Source organism: Clostridium sp. UBA871 (genome assembly GCF_002295255.1).
GTDB lineage: Bacteria > Bacillota > Clostridia > Clostridiales > Clostridiaceae > Clostridium_J > Clostridium_J sulfidigenes.
In genome coordinates this window covers 801,305-819,347 of the sequence record NZ_DBFV01000003.1, presented here as the reverse complement: position 1 = coordinate 819,347, position 18,043 = coordinate 801,305, and the positions used below count along the sequence as shown (strand labels likewise).

The 18,043-nt window shown below is 30.5% G+C and carries 14 protein-coding genes and 13 tRNA genes; 4 read left to right on the top strand and 23 right to left on the bottom strand.

Features of this window, described 5'->3' with window-relative positions; translation table 11 throughout:
• Positions 1 to 182 precede the first annotated feature (182 nt).
• Together B3086_RS05595 and B3086_RS05590 are read left to right on the top strand one after the other, a co-directional pair.
• Entirely contained in the window at positions 183 to 632 is a 450-nt protein-coding gene (locus B3086_RS05595; RefSeq protein WP_035135659.1) for a YbjN domain-containing protein, read from the top strand.
• Positions 633 to 783: 151 nt separating this feature from the next.
• Complete coding sequence (locus tag B3086_RS05590; protein ID WP_346849254.1) at positions 784 to 1,875, top strand: AI-2E family transporter; 1,092 nt, start codon at positions 784 to 786, stop codon at positions 1,873 to 1,875.
• A gap of 184 nt (positions 1,876 to 2,059) precedes the next feature.
• Here the strand turns inward: B3086_RS05590 and B3086_RS05585 are convergent.
• From B3086_RS05585 to B3086_RS05515, 15 genes are all read right to left on the bottom strand, one after another.
• Positions 2,060 to 2,136, bottom strand: a tRNA-Arg gene (locus tag B3086_RS05585).
• A gap of 50 nt (positions 2,137 to 2,186) precedes the next feature.
• Positions 2,187 to 2,260: transfer RNA gene (locus tag B3086_RS05580), tRNA-Gly, on the bottom strand.
• A gap of 17 nt (positions 2,261 to 2,277) precedes the next feature.
• Positions 2,278 to 2,353: transfer RNA gene (locus tag B3086_RS05575), tRNA-Pro, on the bottom strand.
• A gap of 5 nt (positions 2,354 to 2,358) precedes the next feature.
• Positions 2,359 to 2,435, bottom strand: a tRNA-Arg gene (locus B3086_RS05570).
• Between the two features lie 6 nt (positions 2,436 to 2,441).
• Positions 2,442 to 2,515 (bottom strand) — tRNA-Gly (locus B3086_RS05565).
• A 3-nt stretch (positions 2,516 to 2,518) separates the two neighbouring features.
• Positions 2,519 to 2,593 (bottom strand) — tRNA-Gly (locus B3086_RS05560).
• Positions 2,594 to 2,612: 19 nt separating this feature from the next.
• A tRNA-Leu gene (locus tag B3086_RS05555) sits at positions 2,613 to 2,696 on the bottom strand.
• Positions 2,697 to 2,708: 12 nt separating this feature from the next.
• Positions 2,709 to 2,784, bottom strand: a tRNA-Lys gene (locus tag B3086_RS05550).
• A gap of 3 nt (positions 2,785 to 2,787) precedes the next feature.
• Positions 2,788 to 2,862 (bottom strand) — tRNA-Gln (locus tag B3086_RS05545).
• 8 nt (positions 2,863 to 2,870) lie between these two features.
• Positions 2,871 to 2,946: transfer RNA gene (locus B3086_RS05540), tRNA-His, on the bottom strand.
• A 6-nt stretch (positions 2,947 to 2,952) separates the two neighbouring features.
• Positions 2,953 to 3,029 (bottom strand) — tRNA-Arg (locus tag B3086_RS05535).
• 6 nt (positions 3,030 to 3,035) lie between these two features.
• Positions 3,036 to 3,109: transfer RNA gene (locus tag B3086_RS05530), tRNA-Gly, on the bottom strand.
• Positions 3,110 to 3,126: 17 nt separating this feature from the next.
• Positions 3,127 to 3,202, bottom strand: a tRNA-Pro gene (locus tag B3086_RS05525).
• A 364-nt stretch (positions 3,203 to 3,566) separates the two neighbouring features.
• Positions 3,567 to 4,163 (bottom strand): XTP/dITP diphosphatase, encoded by a 597-nt coding sequence (locus B3086_RS05520; RefSeq protein WP_346848994.1) that lies wholly within the window; start codon positions 4,161 to 4,163, stop codon positions 3,567 to 3,569.
• A gap of 26 nt (positions 4,164 to 4,189) precedes the next feature.
• The gene (locus B3086_RS05515) at positions 4,190 to 5,164 is read right to left on the bottom strand and encodes an AIR synthase family protein (protein ID WP_346848993.1); all 975 of its coding nucleotides are present in this window, start codon (positions 5,162 to 5,164) and stop codon (positions 4,190 to 4,192) included.
• 98 nt (positions 5,165 to 5,262) lie between these two features.
• Between B3086_RS05515 and B3086_RS05510 the strand changes: the two genes are divergently transcribed.
• The gene (locus B3086_RS05510; protein ID WP_346892924.1) at positions 5,263 to 6,657 is read left to right on the top strand and encodes a hypothetical protein; all 1,395 of its coding nucleotides are present in this window, start codon (positions 5,263 to 5,265) and stop codon (positions 6,655 to 6,657) included.
• A gap of 18 nt (positions 6,658 to 6,675) precedes the next feature.
• On the opposite strand, the gene B3086_RS05505 is transcribed toward B3086_RS05510, so the two are convergent.
• Positions 6,676 to 8,265 (bottom strand): ABC transporter substrate-binding protein, encoded by a 1,590-nt coding sequence (locus B3086_RS05505; RefSeq protein WP_346848991.1) that lies wholly within the window; start codon positions 8,263 to 8,265, stop codon positions 6,676 to 6,678.
• Positions 8,266 to 8,410: 145 nt separating this feature from the next.
• Between B3086_RS05505 and B3086_RS05500 the strand changes: the two genes are divergently transcribed.
• Complete coding sequence (locus tag B3086_RS05500; RefSeq protein ID WP_346848990.1) at positions 8,411 to 8,680, top strand: hypothetical protein; 270 nt, start codon at positions 8,411 to 8,413, stop codon at positions 8,678 to 8,680.
• A gap of 140 nt (positions 8,681 to 8,820) precedes the next feature.
• On the opposite strand, the gene ligA is transcribed toward B3086_RS05500, so the two are convergent.
• The 7 genes from ligA to tpiA all read right to left on the bottom strand — a co-directional run bounded on the left by ligA (position 8,821) and on the right by tpiA (position 17,993).
• A complete protein-coding gene (ligA, locus tag B3086_RS05495; RefSeq protein WP_346848989.1) occupies positions 8,821 to 10,818 on the bottom strand; it encodes an NAD-dependent DNA ligase LigA in 1,998 nt (665 codons plus the stop codon).
• A 136-nt stretch (positions 10,819 to 10,954) separates the two neighbouring features.
• Positions 10,955 to 13,216: a DNA helicase PcrA gene (gene pcrA / locus B3086_RS05490; RefSeq protein ID WP_346880638.1), complete on the bottom strand. Its 2,262-nt coding sequence runs from the start codon at positions 13,214 to 13,216 to the stop codon at positions 10,955 to 10,957.
• 276 nt (positions 13,217 to 13,492) lie between these two features.
• Positions 13,493 to 13,807 carry a YerC/YecD family TrpR-related protein gene (locus tag B3086_RS05485; RefSeq protein WP_346848987.1) on the bottom strand — a complete coding sequence of 105 codons (315 nt, stop codon included), beginning with the start codon at positions 13,805 to 13,807 and terminating at the stop codon, positions 13,493 to 13,495.
• 134 nt (positions 13,808 to 13,941) lie between these two features.
• Positions 13,942 to 14,175 (bottom strand): preprotein translocase subunit SecG, encoded by a 234-nt coding sequence (gene secG / locus B3086_RS05480; RefSeq protein WP_035135246.1) that lies wholly within the window; start codon positions 14,173 to 14,175, stop codon positions 13,942 to 13,944.
• A gap of 162 nt (positions 14,176 to 14,337) precedes the next feature.
• On the bottom strand, positions 14,338 to 15,633 hold the full coding sequence (gene eno, locus B3086_RS05475) for a phosphopyruvate hydratase (protein ID WP_035132373.1): 1,296 nt from the start codon (positions 15,631 to 15,633) through the stop codon (positions 14,338 to 14,340).
• A 66-nt stretch (positions 15,634 to 15,699) separates the two neighbouring features.
• Entirely contained in the window at positions 15,700 to 17,226 is a 1,527-nt protein-coding gene (gpmI, locus tag B3086_RS05470; protein ID WP_346880639.1) for a 2,3-bisphosphoglycerate-independent phosphoglycerate mutase, read from the bottom strand.
• A gap of 20 nt (positions 17,227 to 17,246) precedes the next feature.
• Positions 17,247 to 17,993 (bottom strand): triose-phosphate isomerase, encoded by a 747-nt coding sequence (tpiA, locus tag B3086_RS05465; RefSeq protein WP_346892922.1) that lies wholly within the window; start codon positions 17,991 to 17,993, stop codon positions 17,247 to 17,249.
• Between the last annotated feature and the right edge of the window lie 50 nt (positions 17,994 to 18,043).

Genomic DNA, 18,043 nt, shown 5'->3' with positions numbered 1-18,043 from the left:
TTCCACATAATCCCCAAGTTTATCCACAGGTTAGTAATAAATTATAATTTAAATCATATACTTATAAGTTATACAATTCTATTTACTAACCATCTCTTTTATGAGATAATTACTAATACATTATAATATGTATAATATTCAAAAAATATATTTATATAAATTTTATTCAAGGGGGAAATAGTATGAGAAATAATGCTATAGAATTTGAAAAATATATAGAAGAACATAGACTTCCATTAAACAAAGGACTCAATGTAGATGAATTTACCATCTTTTCATTTCCTGAAAAGATCACTATAAACGGAGTTACTAAACCAGTTCTGGGAGGTGGCCAAGATAGAAGAGCTGTTATATCATTAAGAGATGATGATACATTAGCTGACATCTTCTGCTTTAATATAGCCTCTATATCTAAAGCTCAAGATAAATATAAGTTATATGCTTTATTCAATGAATTAAACTCTACATATAAATATGTATCCTTTTATGAGGATAATGAAATTATAAGTGCAAAAGTATCCCTACCATTTAATGATAACTTTGATGCAGATTTAGTTTTCCAAATGCTTTCTATAATATTTAGAGCTGTAGATGAAGAATACCCTAAAATTCTTTCTACCTTGCACAACTAAATAATCTAGAAAACTAACATGCTAGTTTTAATTTTCTAGCATGTATTTTTTTAATCATTTATGTTATGGTATATAATGACATTAGCTTAATTATAGTTAAATAAATCTCAAAGTCTTCATTATTCTAAATTTTAAATTAGAGGAGGAAAAAATGAATAAAAATAAAAATTTTACTAAAATAATACAAATTCTTTTAATAATAAATTTAATTCTATTGGCTATAGGACTCTTCAGTAAAATGAATTTTGTACTATCTCCTATAACTACAATTCTTAATGCTATGTTTATACCTATAGTTTTAGCAATTTTTCTTTACTATCTAGTGAGACCCGTGAAAAGGTTTCTTCAAAACAGGAAATTATCAAGTGGAATAGCTACAGCCCTTTCAATACTATTGATAATTGTATTAATTGTATATATGCTTATATATTCTTCATCGATAATAGCTACTCAAGGTGAAAGTTTAACCATAGCTATTATTGAATCCGTACAGAACTTAGCAGATAAATATAGCTACTTATTTCCACAAATTAATGAATTTTTAAATATTGGTGAATTACTTCAAAAAGCCGCTAACTATTTAGTAAATTCTTTTACAGACATAAGTAAAAACATATATGTATTTGCTAGTTCTATAGGTAATTTTGTAGCTCAGATGATTTTAATACCAATAATAATGTTTTATATACTTAAAGATGACAAAAAAATATATAATACTTTCACTTCCTTTCTTCCAAGAAAATTTAAAAGTATTATATTGAAAATACTCCATGAAATTGATACAGTATTAAAACAATACATTACTTCACAGATTATGGTTGCTTGTGTCATCGGAGTTCTTATGTTTATAGGTTATGTAATCATCGGAATGCCTAATGCTCTTGTTCTATCTCTATTTTCTCTTATAACTGCCTTTATTCCTTTCTTAGGTGTAATACTGGGAATTATTCCAGCTATCCTTATATCCTTAAGTATGGGCTTTGGTATGGTACTTAAAATAATAATTCTTACAGTTATTGTTCAGCAGTTAGAAGGCAATGTTATAACCCCTAATATCACTGGTAACCAACTGAATATGCATCCACTGACAACTATTTTAGTAGTTACCATAAGTGTATACTTTGGAGGTTTCTTCGCAGCCTTCCTTGCAGTTCCTATATATAACATTGTTAAAATTCTTGTTAAGAATTTATATTGTTATTTGATAAATAAACATAATACGGAAATTACAGTTGAAAAATAACTTTCAATATTAAAATAAGCACTATTGATTTAACTCATTAGTGCTTATTTTTTACTTTTTTACTCTATCATTTCCTATAATATTGTTGTTCCTGAGTAAATTTCATCATTAATCATAAATTAATAATAAAATAAAAAAATACCAACGATTTCATCTACTGAAATCGTCGATATCACTACATTCATGGTACACCCAACAGGATTTGAACCTGCCACCGATGGATTCGAAGTCCAGCGCTCTATCCAGCTGAGCTATGGGTGCAAAAATAAAATATGAATTCCTTATAAAACACCTTCTCAAAAAATAAAAAATGGAGCGGGTGAAGGGAATCGAACCCTCGTAACTAGCTTGGAAGGCTAGCACTCTACCATTGAGTTACACCCGCACATATTTAATTTAAAGTGGTCGGGGTGACAGGGATTGAACCTGCGACCTCATGGTCCCAAACCACGCGCGCTCCCATCTGCGCCACACCCCGATATATGGTGCGTCTTAAGGGATTCGAACCCCTGGCCCACGCCTTAGAAGGGCGTTGCTCTATCCAGCTGAGCTAAAGACGCATATTTTGGAGCGGGTGAAGGGAATCGAACCCTCGTAACTAGCTTGGAAGGCTAGCACTCTACCATTGAGTTACACCCGCATTTGGAGCGGAAGACGAGATTCGAACTCGCGACGTTCACCTTGGCAAGGTGACGCTCTACCACTGAGCCACTCCCGCATTTTTTTATTTTTATGATTGGTGCAGGTGAAGGGAGTCGAACCCCCACGCCTAAGGCGCTAGATCCTAAGTCTAGTGCGTCTGCCAATTCCGCCACACCTGCATGTTTCATTTTTGGTGGCTCACCGGGGGATCGAACCCCGGACACCATGATTAAAAGTCATGTGCTCTACCGACTGAGCTAGTGAACCATCTGGCTGGGATAGCAGGATTTGAACCTACGAATGCCAGAGTCAAAGTCTGGTGCCTTACCGCTTGGCGATATCCCAAAATTTAATGGGGTGAACGATGGGACTCGAACCCACGACAACCAGAACCACAATCTGGCGCTCTACCAACTGAACTACGTTCACCATATATGGTGCGTCTTAAGGGATTCGAACCCCTGGCCCACGCCTTAGAAGGGCGTTGCTCTATCCAGCTGAGCTAAAAACGCATATTTTGGAGCGGGTGAAGGGAATCGAACCCTCGTAACTAGCTTGGAAGGCTAGCACTCTACCATTGAGTTACACCCGCATATATTTAATTTAAAATGGTCGGGGTGACAGGGATTGAACCTGCGACCTCATGGTCCCAAACCACGCGCGCTCCCATCTGCGCCACACCCCGATATATCTTAATCAGTGCCGTTTGATTAATAACCTTAACGACAAAATTTATTATACAGACTTCCCTTTAATTAGTCAACACCTTTTTTGAAGTTTTTAATTAAATTTTGACAGTTTTTATTGTAAATTCTCTTCAAGTCCTTATTTTACCTTCTTTTCTCTTATATACCTTATAAATACTAATGACTTATATTGTTACTACTAAATTCTCTGTCTATATCAAAATAAACTTAAATGCAATTAACAAATTATGTAATTTAATACTCAACACACGGAATAAATTTAAATAGTTCACTATGTAAAAATAAATATATTTATACATGGAACTATTTAAATATATAACAAGTAAAATTATTATATGTAGACTATAAATATTTTTTCATCTCTTCTGTTAACTTAGATAATGCATTTCCTCTATGACTTATAGCATTTTTCACTTTAGAAGGTACATCATTAAATGTAGCCTTTAGTTCTGGCACGTAGAATAAAGGATCATATCCAAATCCTTCACACTCTTTGTATTTCTCTAATATTAAACCTTCTACTTCACCTTGAACTTTGATAATATCTTTATCATTAACTATTAAAACCATAGCACATATAAATTTTGCTTTTCGTTCATTAAAAGGCACACCTTCTAACTCTCTTATTAACTTTTTATTATTTTCCACTGAATTTCCATGTTCACCACTATATCTAGCAGAATATATTCCCGGAGCTCCATTTAATACTTCTACTGATAATCCTGAATCATCAGATAAAACAAGTACATCTTTACAAATTTCATGAATTGCCTTAGCCTTTATGTATGCATTTTCCATAAATGTAGTGCCTGTTTCTTCTACATCTATATCTATATCAGCTTCTTTTAAAGATACTACCTCTAAATCAAACTCTTTAAGAATCTCCTTTATTTCTACAATTTTATGATGATTATTACTAGCAACTATTACTCTTTTCATTACAAATTCTCCTTCTTAAATGTCTACTATATGTTAAATAACTCATCTGCTTCTGGCGGAGTCACTTCATTGATTTCTTTATCATCTATTACTATACCTTTACTCTTAGTTATTTCTCCTATTTCAGTAGCCTTAATTCCATTATCATCAAAAGATTTTAACAACTTTTCTGGATTATCAGTAGTTATAAGCATACTACCTGATGATATTAGTCTTAATGGATCTATATTAAATTCTTTACATACTTTCCTTGTAATTTCTGTAATTGGCATTTTAGATTTATTAACCTTAAATCCTACATTACTTGCATTAGCAACTTCCCATAATGCTCCTAAAACTCCACCCTCTGTTATATCATGCATAGATGTTGCTTTAGCTATTCCACCTATTTTTCCTTCTTTCACTACACTTATGCTCTCCACATAGCCTCTTGCTTCTTCAATCTCTTCATCTGTTAATATACTCCTGCATCTCTCTTCATAATCATTAACCAATATTGAAGTTCCTTCAAGGCATAGTTGTTTAGTAACTATTATGCTATCCCCTACTTTTGCTCCTGATGTGCTAATAGCACTATTAACATTACTTTTTCCAATAGCCGTACACGAAACCACTATCTTATTAACAGCTTCTGTTATTTCAGTATGGCCACCTATAATTTGAACATTTACTTTACATGCTTCTTCATGAATTTCTTTCATAAGATCATGTAATTCTTGTATAGTAGTCTTTGGTGGTGCTAATATGGTAACCAAGATTCCTAATGGCTCGACTCCACAGGAAGCTATATCATTACAGTTAATGTTAACTGCAATTTTACCTATATTTTCCTCTGCACCAGTTACAGGGTCTGTAGAAATTACGCATTGATTACTGCCAAAATTTATAATGGCACAATCTTCTCCTATGCCGTTAGATACTTCTACTTCCTTCCGCTCTTTCCCTTTATGGTTATCTATTATGTACTTTAGTTCATTCCAATTTAATTTTCCTACCCTCATATAAATTCTCCTAACCTAAAAAAACTATTGTGTTTTTAGCACATTTTCACTTCTCATATCATATTATTAAATATAACTAATATTCTGGTGGTGTTATTTTGAGATATATAGGACCTTTTTTAAGAATTAACATACTAAACAATGACAATATAAAAAGTCAATTGTTTCATTTTTCTAAAGAGTCCCTTAGACATATAGTTCTACACTCTGGATGTGGAATTATATCTAGAAATGCAAACTTAAAAATTAAACCTTTACCTAATGATGATGATATCACAAATAGCGTTATTTCTCCACTATTATGTGTATATAGAAAAGCTGACGGAAAACTTTTGAAAGAAAAAGATAAATTACTTTGGAATCATCGCAAGTTTAAAAGAGAAATAAACATATGTGCTAATGGGTATATGACCCTTGGTTTGCTGTACTTATCTGACTATTATAGAAAATTTAAAGATATTGATGAGGATAAATATAAACTTAGCAAATACTATGTTGACCTATCCATTGAGCAATTAGAATTTTTTGCTCTTTATTGCCGTAATAGTGAGGGGGTATTTGTTGATAAATATGATTCTACTGATCCTCTTCAAAAAGAATATTTTCTTACAGACAAGAATATGAAGTTTAAATTTTCAACACAAGCTCTTCTTATGGCAGCATATTATAAATGTGCTACACTTTCAGAAGACAATAATGAAAACTTTCAATCCTTTGCTCTAGATATAATGAATCTATTCTCAAGTCTAAAACAAGAAATATATAATACTTCTCACGATGAGTTAGTTAAAATATGTTTAGCCTTCAATATTCTTTATGAATGTTCAAAACTGGAGAAAGCTAAGGAATTACTAGTAGATTTTTCTGAATTAATGATTGAAAACATCAATCATATGCCACCTTCTATAATTAGAGATAATATAGATATTTCTTGTTTATGCTATATAAACTCTATATTAACTTATAAAAATACCAATTTATCTCATTTTAAAGATGCAGCCTTTAAAATCTTTAATAACCTAGAAAAATTATATAATAATGATGATGGTATTTTTATAAAAGACATTTCTGAAAAAGAAAACAAATTTTCTTCAGATGAAATAATTCTATATCTTTATGTATTTATGATTCAAGAGTCTTTATTAAGTGACAATGAAAAAACCGAGCTAGCTTCTAAAATTCATGGTCTTTATAAAAAACAGGTAGTAAGCTCTGGAATTATACTTAGGTGGCCGGAAGCTCCTAGTCTTGATAACCCTGAAAGATATAGGAATTTTTCATGTAAGGCAGAAGACCTATTAGATGATAATTATTTTAGATTTTCTTCTTATGTAAATAATGATACTAATGATTTAGCACCTATTTTTGTTAAAAATATTTCTTTAAATAGAAAGAAAGAAAGTTATAAACATTATAAACATAGTTTTGATTCTTGTAAAAACATGTTTAACTTTTTTACAATTATTTATTTAAATACAATTTTAGATTTCTAATAAAGAAGTACCTTAAATTTAAGGTACTTCTTTAACTTTTTCTAATCTTATATTTCCAGTGGTAGTTACATACACTTGGTTTATACCTTCTTTAACGCAAATAACATTGTTAATATTATATATAGGTATAGATATTAACTGATTTCTTAGTATTTTTTCACATTCCTCATAAATAATTTTTCTTTTTTCGTCATTCATTTCATATTTTGCAGAATTAATAAGATTGTAATATTCTTCATTTTCATATGAAATAAGATTATTATTAGAAATCTTATGGAAACTCTCAAAATACTCTCCAGGATTTCTATAGCTGAAATCAAACCTCTGCAATACTATATCATAATCTCCTTTATCAACAGCATTTTTCAACTCTTCTTTAGAATATTCTTTTAAAACTATTTCTGAATCAGTACACTCTTTAATATCAATACTTAAATCTTCAACAATTCTCCTATTCAAGTTATTTTTTTCAAAAATTACTCTTATTTCAGGATTTTCATTGATATTGACCTTGTTAAAGAATTCTTTAGCTTTTTCAGTATCTCCAAAAATCGAGAATACTTGTTCTGTTTCATCTGTTTCCATCACATAGGATGTAGCTGGAGTAAGTAATTCTTTGCATATAAGTTGAGAGTAGTATTCCTTTGATAAAAGTGAGTTTATAGCTATTCTAAAATTTACATCTCCACCAACAGTTTCTTTATCCGGGTTAAAACTTAAATAATATACAGCTGAACCATTAAAACTTTTCACCATTGAATTTTGAGATAATCTTAAAAGTTCATTTATTGGAGCATCCATCATTATATCAATACCACCTGAAAAATAATCTGTATTGGTATCCGTCGACTTTTCAAAAATAGCTAAAGTATTTTCTTCGCTGTTTAAAAATGTAATTCTAATAGTTTCATCAGTAATTTTAATTCTTTCATAATGCTTTTGATTTTTTTCTATGTAGATCCCATCATTCTTTACATCTTTAATTACAAAGGGACCTGTATACCTTATTGAAGTAAAATTTTCCTTATACTTATCCAGGGTTCCGTAATCTCTAATGTTAAATACTGGGTTAGCTATGATATTAATAAAATAAGGATTTTTATAATTTAGTCTAATAGCTATGGTACTATCATCTTTTACGTTTATTGCCACATTTGAAAAATCACCAATTCCTTCTCTAAACTCCTTAGCTCCATATATACAATCTAAACTACTAGCATATACATTATTTCTATCACTTAAAAATCCTTTAAAAAAACTCTTAATTGCCTCTGCAGTAATTTTTTCTCCTGTACTATAATATATATCCTCTCTTAATATAAAAGTGTATTCTAAGCCATCTTCTGAAGTTATTATCTCCTTTGCAAGTGCTGGTACTATTTCTCCATTGTTATCTTCTTTTACTAAACCTTCAAAAAGTGTTATTAGCAAATCTTTATCTCTTACAGTATTTTCTCTTGTTAACTGTAAATCTTCAGGATTTACATTCATATTGTAAGTTATATAATTCACTTTACTATATTTTACAGAATTTAATTTATCTTTCTCAATAGATATTCCTGCTAAAATTATTATAATGCAAAGTACTGTAAATATTATTTTCTTCACCACAACACCTCCTATATTTAAAATTATTTACTCATTTATTTCAAAATAAACAATTCTGAGCAAGTTAACACAAAATTCTTCTTTTCCAATTGTAAACATGTGATATAATATTTATAATAATGTGTAAATAAATTGGAGGTATCTTATGGTTTACTTAGATATTATATTGAAAATATTAGGAATCTTATCTTTAATAACTTTTATGATAATAATCATTTGGGGATTTGTTGTTTTCAATTCTATATATAGCCAGCTGAGATATAGTAATTATATACTTGAAAAAATCTCACATATATTAAATATTTCATGTATAGATATGCAAGCTAAGGAAAAGGAACAACAAAAAAAATCTGAAATAATTGATGAAAATTCTAATTCAGAGCTTTTAGATAGCACTTCTGACTCTACTATCTAGAATAATAATTATTTAGTTATGGATGATACTCCTAATCAACAGAAAAATTTATATTGATTAGATGTATAGTACAATACAGATTATTTACTATAGCAATTAGCCCCATGGATAAAAACTCCATGGGGCTAATGCTTTCTACTTTAAATCATTCCCTTAAACTCTTCTTCAGAAATTACTCTAATTCCTAATTCTATAGCTTTATTATACTTAGAACCTGGGTCTTCTCCAACTATAACAAAGTCTGTTTTTTTACTTACAGAACCTGCTACCTTTGCACCGAAACTTTCTAATTTATCTTTAATTTCATTTCTTGAAAATTCTTTTAAACTTCCTGTAACTACAATAGTTTTATCTTTAAAAGGATTTTCATCTATTTGCTGAACTTGTTCCTCCCTTGGAGTTACACCCAAATTTAATAGCTCATTTATGGTTTCTCTAGATTTATCTAATGAGAAGAATTCAACTATAGTTTTTGCAACTATATCTCCTATATCAGGAACTGATATTAATTCTTCAAAGGATGCTTTCTCAATATTTTTTAAAGTTTTAAATTTCTTTGATAGATCCTTAGCTGTCTTTTTACCCACATTAGGAATACCTAGTCCATATATAAATGAAGATAATTCACATTCTTTACTATTCTCTAATGCTGTTAAAAGATTTGTAGCTTTCTTATCTCCAAACTTTTCTAATCCAACTAATTCATCTTTTTTTATTCTATATAAATCTGCTATGGACTTTATTCCAAGTTTTTCAAATAACTGTTCAGCAGTTTTTTCACTAAATCCAGCTATATTCATAGCTTCTCTGCCAGCGTAGTGAACTATAGTTTTTACCATTTGAGGCTTACATGCCAAGGTGTTTTCACAAAACAAATGCACTCCATCTCTAAATAATTCTTCCCCACAACTAGGACATACCTTAGGCTCTTCAATAGAAATACTTCTTTCTAATGACTCCTCTACTACTCCCATTATTTCTGGAATTACATCATTAGATCTTCTAACAAATACTGTAGCTCCAATTTTCACTCCCTTACGCTGAATATCATCTAAGTTATTCAAAGTAGCTCTTTTAACTGTTACACCACCTAACTCTACTGGCTCAAGAATTGCAGTAGGACTAACTCTTCCACTTCTACCTACATTCCATTCTACATCCAAAAGCTTAGTAGTTGTTTCTTCTGCTTCAAACTTATAAGCTATTGCCCACTTAGGAAACTTAATTGTATATCCTAATACCTCTCTAGTTTTTATATCATCAATTGCTATAACTACCCCATCTATGTCATAATTCAAGTTGTTTCTAATACTATTAATATATTCAACTTGTTTTTCTATCTCATCAATATTAGTGCATGTTTCCATATAATTATCCATAGGGAGTCCCATTTTTTTTATAAAATTCATCATTTCAGTATATGTATTAAATGGATTTCCTTCATTATATCCAACATCATAGAAAAAAGCAGATAAATTTCTTCTGGCAGTCTCCTTTACATTTAAATTTCTAAGAGCTCCAGCTGCTCCATTCCTTAAGTTCTTTAATGGGATAGAAGCATTTTTATTATAGTTTTCAAAAGCTTCCTTTGTCATAATAGCTTCACCATGAACTTCGATTATACTGTGATTATCTATTATGAGTGGAATAGATTTTATAGTCTTTACTTGACTAGTAATGTCTTCTCCAATTTCTCCAGTCCCTCTAGAGGATCCAACTATTAAAATCCCCTCCTGGTTATAGGTCAAATTTATAGAAAGTCCATCAAACTTTTTAGTAACAATATATTTAACACTTGGCAGTTTTTCTTCATTATTATTATTATACTCGTTTATAGCTTTAATATTTCTATTATGCCAATTCTTAATTTGTTCTATGGATTGAGCCTTATCTAAACTCCAAAGAGGAGCTCTATGTTTATATTTTCTAAATTCATCTAAAACTATATCTCCTACTCTTAACGTTGGTGAATAAGGTAAAACCTCTTCAAGTTCACTTTCTAATACTTTAAGTTCATCATATTTTTTATCATATTCCTTATCAGATATGATAGGATTATCTAGTACATAGTATTCATAGGAGTATTTATTTAACTCCTCTACTAACTTCAGCATTTTACTACGCTTATCATCACTCATTATAACGCTTCCTCCTATTAACTTAAAAATAGCTCTTATATATTTAAAATTTAATTATAGGCTATGTTTTATTAACATCTAAAACATAGCCTATAATAAACTTATTCTGCTGTCTTCGTGACTTTCTTACACTATATTAAGCTAGTTCCAGACCTGCCTTATTAAGCATAAGCTTTTTGATTCCCATATTGTTAAAAGCTATAGTAACTATAGTTTCTCCATTGTCTGAGGATATAGATACTACAGTTCCCACTCCAAATTTACCATGTCTTACTTTTACCCCTATAGTAAGTTCTTCTTTAACTGCACATTTGTCAACTCCACATTCAATGCCACTAATTTCACTTGAAGCCATAGGTTTCTTTGAATTATAAAAACCACTTCTAAAGGAGTGAGGATTATTATTAACCTTATTATTTACCTTATTGTTAATATTATCAAAACTTCCTTTGGATTGAGTTCCTCCATCATCATTCAAATCATATTTTAATTCCTTAGGTATTTCACTTATGAAGTCTGATATAGGATATCCCACAGTTCTACCAAATACCATTCTCTGTTCTGCCGATGATATATATAGCATCTCTTCAGCTCTTGTAATAGCAACATAGCAAAGTCTTCTTGATTCTTCCATCTCATTAAAATTATTCAAAGAAGCCATTCCTGGAAATATTCCATTTTCCATTCCAACTAAGAAAACTACTGGAAATTCAAGTCCTTTTGAACTATGAACAGTCATCATTACTACTGCATTATTCTCTTCATCTAAATTATCTATATCAGAAACTAAAGTTACCTTTTCTAAAAAGGCACTTAAGGATTTATCTTCTGAAGAATTTTCAAAGACTACAGCATCAGATACAAGTTCCTTTAAGTTTTCTATTCTACTTTCATCCTCGGCACTACTAGACCCCTTAAGCATTTTCATGTATCCACTTCTATCTAAAATATCCTCAATTAGTTCAGGTACACTTATATTCTCTGCATCCACTATAAGAGTATTCATTAAGCTCACAAATTTATTTATAGATGTTATAGCTCTTGCAGAAAGATTTGGTATAAATTCTGCATCTAAAAGTGCATCATACATGCATATATTATTTTCTGCTGCAAATTCCTGTACCTTAGCTATGGTTGTGTCTCCAATACTTCTTTTAGGCTCATTTATAATTCTTTTTAAACTTATATCATCAAGAGGATTATTTATCACTTTCAAGTAAGCCATGACATCCTTAATTTCTTTTCTTTCATAGAATCTGAGTCCCCCTACTATTTTATAGGTTATCTCATTCCTTCTAAAGGCTTCCTCAAATATACGCGATTGGGAGTTCATTCTATAAAGTATAGCAAAATCCTTTAAGCTTCTATTTTCTTCTCTTATCATCCTTTTAATTTGAGTTGCTACAAAGTTTCCTTCATCTATGTCGCTATAGGCTCTGTATACTTTTAGCTTTTCTCCAGATTCACTTTCAGTTCTTAACACTTTATCTTTTCTTTGTGCATTATTTCTTATAACCTTATTAGCAGCCTCTAATATGTTTGATTTCGACCTATAGTTTTGCTCCAACTTAATAACCTTTGCTCTTGGAAAATCCTTTTCAAAGTCCAATATATTATTTATATCTGCACCTCTCCATGCATAAATACATTGATCGTCATCTCCAACTACACATATATTTTCATTTTCATTAACTAAAAGCTTTATCAATTCATATTGACATTTATTAGTATCTTGATACTCATCTACAAGAATATATTTAAATTTTCTTCTATAAAACTCTCTAACCTCATCATTTTCTTTAAGCAGTTTAACAACTAAATAAATTAGATCATCAAAATCCAAAGAATTTGTAGTCTTTAATTTCTTTTCATAGGTTAGATAAACATCTGCTATCTTATTCATTCGAAAGTTTCCTTCATTTTCTTTTTTAAACTTCTTAGCAGATATTAATTTATTTTTAGCATCGGAAATTTTTGAGATAATTTCTCCATCAGTTATGTCTTTATCATTGATATTAAGTTCTTTCATGCACTGCTTTACTAGTGATTTAGCATCGTAACTATCATATATAGTAAAATTTTTATTGTATCCTAACTTATCAATTTCTCTTCTTAAAATTCTTACACAGCTAGAGTGAAAAGTTGAAACCCACATTGTATCAACTATATCTCCTACTAATGATTTAACTCTTTCCTTCATCTCTCCTGCTGCTTTATTTGTAAAAGTCAAAGCTAAAATCTGTGAGGGATATATATTTAAATCATTTATCATATGTGCCATTCTATAAGTAAGAACCCTAGTCTTTCCTGATCCTGCACCTGCTAAAATTAACAAGGGGCCTTCTACGGTAACAGCTGCTTCGTATTGCTCCTTGTTTAATAGCTTTTTTAAATCCATCTAATCACTCCTAAATTTATAGTTATCTAATGTAATTTATTAATCTTCTTTATCCTATAATATAATACTATACTATGAATATTTAACCTATTCTTTATTATACCATATACTATGAATTTATAAACGACATATAAATAATTACTCAATATGGTTAATACACCATAACCTTATATTGTAATTATTTTAATTTCTAATAAATTGATTAAATAGAAAAAGCCTTACTCTCTTCAAAGTAAAGCTTTTTCTTATAATTAATCTATGATTACTTACAACTTTCTATTTATCTTCATATTCATTCCAATCAACTCTTTCAAATACTACCTTATATCCATTATTTCCATAATTTAAAGAACGATTAACTCTACTTATGGTAGCAGTGCTAGCTCCAGTACTACTAGCGATATCTAAATAAGTTCTTCTTTCTTTAAGCATTCTTGCAACTTGAAGTCTTTGCTCCATAGCTTTTATTTCATTTATTGTACAAACATCTTCAAGGAACCTATATACTTCCTCTCTGGTTTTAAGAGATCTAATTGCATCAACAAGATAATCCATTTCTGAAGTTTCAAGTTTTGAAACATATCCACTCATTATTTTCTCCCCTATCACTAAAAAATTCATCTATATACATTATAAAGTTATCATATTAAAGTGTAAACATTTAATCTTTAATATAATTTTATCAGACATTAAATACAAAAGCTATCCCCCTGGATAGCTTTTAGTTAAAGTATAAATATGTTTATTCCTATAATTGACCCTGCAAAAACAACTGCTGATACTATAGTAAGTTTAGTTAAGAATGATTCCTTTGTTTTAGTTTTATTTTTGCTATAAAAAGTTTCTGAACTTCCAGCTACTAATCCACCTAAGCCTGATGATTTACTTTCTTGAAGAGATATTGCCAATATAACTGTTAATGCGGAAATAATTATTACAACCTTTAATGCTGTTATCATTATTATGCCCCCTTAATTCTTTATCCTTATACATGTAATATATTTTATCACAGTAAAAATATTTTTACAATGGAAAGAGTAATAAATGTAAATATATATATTAAATTAATATATACTTCTAATTTCTATAATAAAAACANNTGTTTTTATTATAGAAATTAGTTATCTTTTTATGTTAAAGAAAGATTTTAATCCTCTAAATTCAGCCATGTCACCAAGTTCTTCTTCGATTCTTAATAACTGGTTGTATTTAGCAACTCTCTCACTTCTTGCAGGAGCTCCAGTTTTAATTTGACCTGCATTTGTAGCTACTACTAAGTCAGCTATTGTAGTATCTTCTGTTTCTCCAGATCTGTGAGAAACCACTGCAGTATAACCAGCTCTTGCAGCCATTTCTATAGCATTTAAAGTTTCAGTTAAAGTTCCTATTTGGTTTAATTTTATAAGAATTGAGTTTGCAGTTTCTCTTTCAATTCCCATTCCAAGTCTAGAAGTATTAGTTACAAATAAGTCATCTCCAACTAATTGAATTTTTTTACCTATTTTATCAGTTAAGTACTTCCATCCTTCCCAATCTTCTTCAGCCATACCATCTTCAATAGATATTATTGGATATTTTTCACATAATTCTACATAGTAATCTGCCATCTCATGAGGAGTTAACATTCTTCCTTCTCCAGCAAGATTATATTTTCCATCTTCAAAGAATTCAGAAGATGCTGGGTCAAGTGCTATGAAAGCATCTTTTCCTGGAACATATCCAGCTTTTTCTATTGCTTCGATTATAACTTTTATTGCTTCTTCATTTGATGATAAATCTGGAGCAAATCCACCTTCATCACCTACACCTGTTCCAAGTCCTTTAGCTTTTAAGATTCCTTTTAATGCATGATAAACTTCTGCTCCCATTCGTAAAGCTTCGCTAAAAGATGTAGCTCCTGCTGGCATAACCATAAACTCTTGTAAGTCCACATTATTATCAGCATGTTTTCCACCATTTAAGATATTCATCATAGGTACTGGTAAAACTTTAGCATTAACTCCACCAATATATTGGTATAAACCAAGTCCTAAGTAATTAGCTGCAGCTTTTGCACAAGCAAGGGACACTCCTAAAGTAGCATTAGCACCTAATTTTTCTTTATTATGAGTTCCATCTAATTCTATCATAGTCTTATCTATAGCAACTTGATCGAATATATTCATTCCAATTAATTCTTCTGCTATTATGTTGTTTACATTATCAACAGCTTTTAATACACCTTTTCCATTGTATAGAGATTTATCTCCATCTCTTAATTCAACAGCTTCAAATTGACCTGTTGATGCTCCTGAAGGTACTGCCGCTACCCCTACTGTACCATCTTCTAGAACAACTTCAACCTCTACTGTTGGGAACGCTCTTGAATCTAATATTTGTCTTGCATAGACATCAATAATTTCAACATATTGTTTCATTTTTTTTCCTCCTTCATATTATGTTTATAATAAATTTAGCATGGCTAAATATTTTAACTTAACAACTTAAATTAATGATTTTCCACTCATTTCACTTGGAATATCTAATTCCATCTTTGTTAAGATAGTTGGAGCAATATCTGCAAGTATTCCTCCACTTCTAAGTGTTCCTATTTCTTTACTTACGTATGTAAATGGAACCAGATTAGTAGTATGTGCAGTCATTGGTTTGCCTGTAGAGTAATCAATCATAGACTCAGCATTACCATGGTCTGCTGTAATAAACACTGTACCATTATGGTCTAGTACTTTATTTACAACCTTGCCTAAGCAATAATCTACAACTTCAATAGCCTTTACTGCTGCTTCAATAACTCCAGTGTGTCCAACCATGTCTGGGTTAGCATAATTTAATATAATTAAATCATATTCATCCTTTTCAATACTTTTTAATACTGCATCAGTAACTTCATAGGCACTCATTTCTGGTTTTAAGTCATAGGTTGCTACTTTAGGTGATGGAATCAATACCCTATCTTCACCCTTATTAGGTTCCTCTACTCCACCATTAAAGAAGAAAGTTACATGAGCATATTTTTCTGTTTCCGCAATTCTAAGCTGCTTTAATCCTTTGCTACTAACATATTCACCTAATGTATTCTCATAACTCTCAGGTTTATAAGCTATTTGTACATCCTCAATAGTTTTATCATATTGAGTCATACATACATAGGTTACATCTAAACTTTCTCTTTCAAAACCTTTAAAATCCTTATCTTTTAAAGCTCTAGTTATCTCTCTTGCCCTATCTGGTCTAAAGTTAAAAAATATTATGGAATCTTTATTTTTTATAGTAGCTACCGGTTTACCATCCTTCACAATTACACTAGGAATTACAAACTCATCTGTTTTATTATCATGATAAGCATCGTCTATAACTGCAAATGGAGAAGTACTAGTATTTCCTTCACCTTTTACCATTGCATTATAGGCCAATTGTACTCTTTCCCATCTATTATCTCTATCCATAGCATAATATCTACCAGAAATAGTTGCAATTTCTCCTATTCCCTCACTATCCATATGGTTTTGTAACTCTTCTATAAATATTTTTGAAGATGTTGGTGATACATCTCTTCCATCTAAAAAGCAATGAACAAAAACTTTTTTTACAGCCCTTCTCTTACAAAGAGTTATAAGAGCTTTTACATGATTTATATGAGAATGAACTCCTCCATCTGATAATAATCCTATTAAGTGAACAGCTGAGTTATTTTTTAACGCATCATCAATAGCAGTATTAAAAGCTTTATTTTCAAAGAAATCGCCATCTTTAATTGATTTTGTTATTCTAGTCAATTCTTGATATATTATTCTTCCCGCACCTATATTTAAGTGTCCAACTTCTGAGTTACCCATCTGCCCCTCAGGAAGCCCTACATCTAGACCAGAAGCTGATAATGCGGTGTGAGGATATTTAGCCTTTAATCCATCGTAGTTAGGCTTATTAGACTCTCTAACTGCATTTCCATCCACATTATCGCTTATTCCAAAACCATCCAATATCATTAGCATTACTGGTTTTTTATTCATAATATTTGACCATCCTTTTATTAGTAATTTACAATAGCTGCGAAATCTGAAGCTTTAAGACTAGCTCCACCTATTAATCCTCCATCTATGTGTTCCTTTGACATTTGCTCTTTTATAGTTGATGGCTTAACTGATCCGCCATATTGAATTCTAATTTTATATGCAACTTCTTCTCCGTATAACTTGCATATAACTCCTCTAATAAATCCTATTGTATTATTAGCATCATCTGCAGTTGCAGTTTTCCCTGTCCCTATTGCCCAAATAGGTTCATAGGCTATAACCATATTTTCAACTTGCTCTTTTTTTATTCCTATTAAATCTTGCTTTATTTGAGCACCTAATACTTCTTCAGTTATTCCTAATTCTCTTTGCTGTAAACTTTCACCTATACATAATATAGGTGTAATCTTGTGATGAAAAGCAGTCTTTAATTTTTTATTAACAGCTTCATCAGTTTCATTAAAATACTGTCTTCTTTCACTATGTCCAATTATAACAAATTTTACTCCTAGTTCTTTAAGCATTAATGGAGAAACTTCTCCTGTAAAAGCACCTGACTCTTCAAAATGCATGTTTTGAGCCCCAACCATAATATTGCTTCCCTTACATTCCTCAACTATTGCTGGTAAACTTAAAAAAGTGGGACAAACTACTACATCACAGCTAGCATCATTTACTAAAGGCTTTAATTCCTTAACTAAATTTACTGCTTCTTCTATTGTATTATTCATCTTCCAGTTTCCTGCTATTATTGCTTTTCTCATGATTAATCCTCCTATTAATAACTTTGCAACACATCTTTAATGATGCTAAT

Bases quoted from the DNA above. Each gene is read 5' to 3' on its own strand.
- B3086_RS05595 (WP_035135659.1), top strand. From the start codon at position 183: ATGAGAAATAATGCTATAGAATTTGAAAAATATATAGAAGAACATAGA.
- B3086_RS05590 (WP_346849254.1), top strand. From the start codon at position 784: ATGAATAAAAATAAAAATTTTACTAAAATAATACAAATTCTTTTAATA.
- B3086_RS05520 (WP_346848994.1), bottom strand. From the start codon at position 4,163: ATGAAAAGAGTAATAGTTGCTAGTAATAATCATCATAAAATTGTAGAA.
- B3086_RS05515 (WP_346848993.1), bottom strand. From the start codon at position 5,164: ATGAGGGTAGGAAAATTAAATTGGAATGAACTAAAGTACATAATAGAT.
- B3086_RS05500 (WP_346848990.1), top strand. From the start codon at position 8,411: ATGGTTTACTTAGATATTATATTGAAAATATTAGGAATCTTATCTTTA.
- ligA (WP_346848989.1), bottom strand. From the start codon at position 10,818: ATGAGTGATGATAAGCGTAGTAAAATGCTGAAGTTAGTAGAGGAGTTA.
- pcrA (WP_346880638.1), bottom strand. From the start codon at position 13,216: ATGGATTTAAAAAAGCTATTAAACAAGGAGCAATACGAAGCAGCTGTT.
- B3086_RS05485 (WP_346848987.1), bottom strand. From the start codon at position 13,807: ATGAGTGGATATGTTTCAAAACTTGAAACTTCAGAAATGGATTATCTT.
- secG (WP_035135246.1), bottom strand. From the start codon at position 14,175: ATGATAACAGCATTAAAGGTTGTAATAATTATTTCCGCATTAACAGTT.
- eno (WP_035132373.1), bottom strand. From the start codon at position 15,633: ATGAAACAATATGTTGAAATTATTGATGTCTATGCAAGACAAATATTA.
- gpmI (WP_346880639.1), bottom strand. From the start codon at position 17,226: ATGAATAAAAAACCAGTAATGCTAATGATATTGGATGGTTTTGGAATA.
- tpiA (WP_346892922.1), bottom strand. From the start codon at position 17,993: ATGAGAAAAGCAATAATAGCAGGAAACTGGAAGATGAATAATACAATA.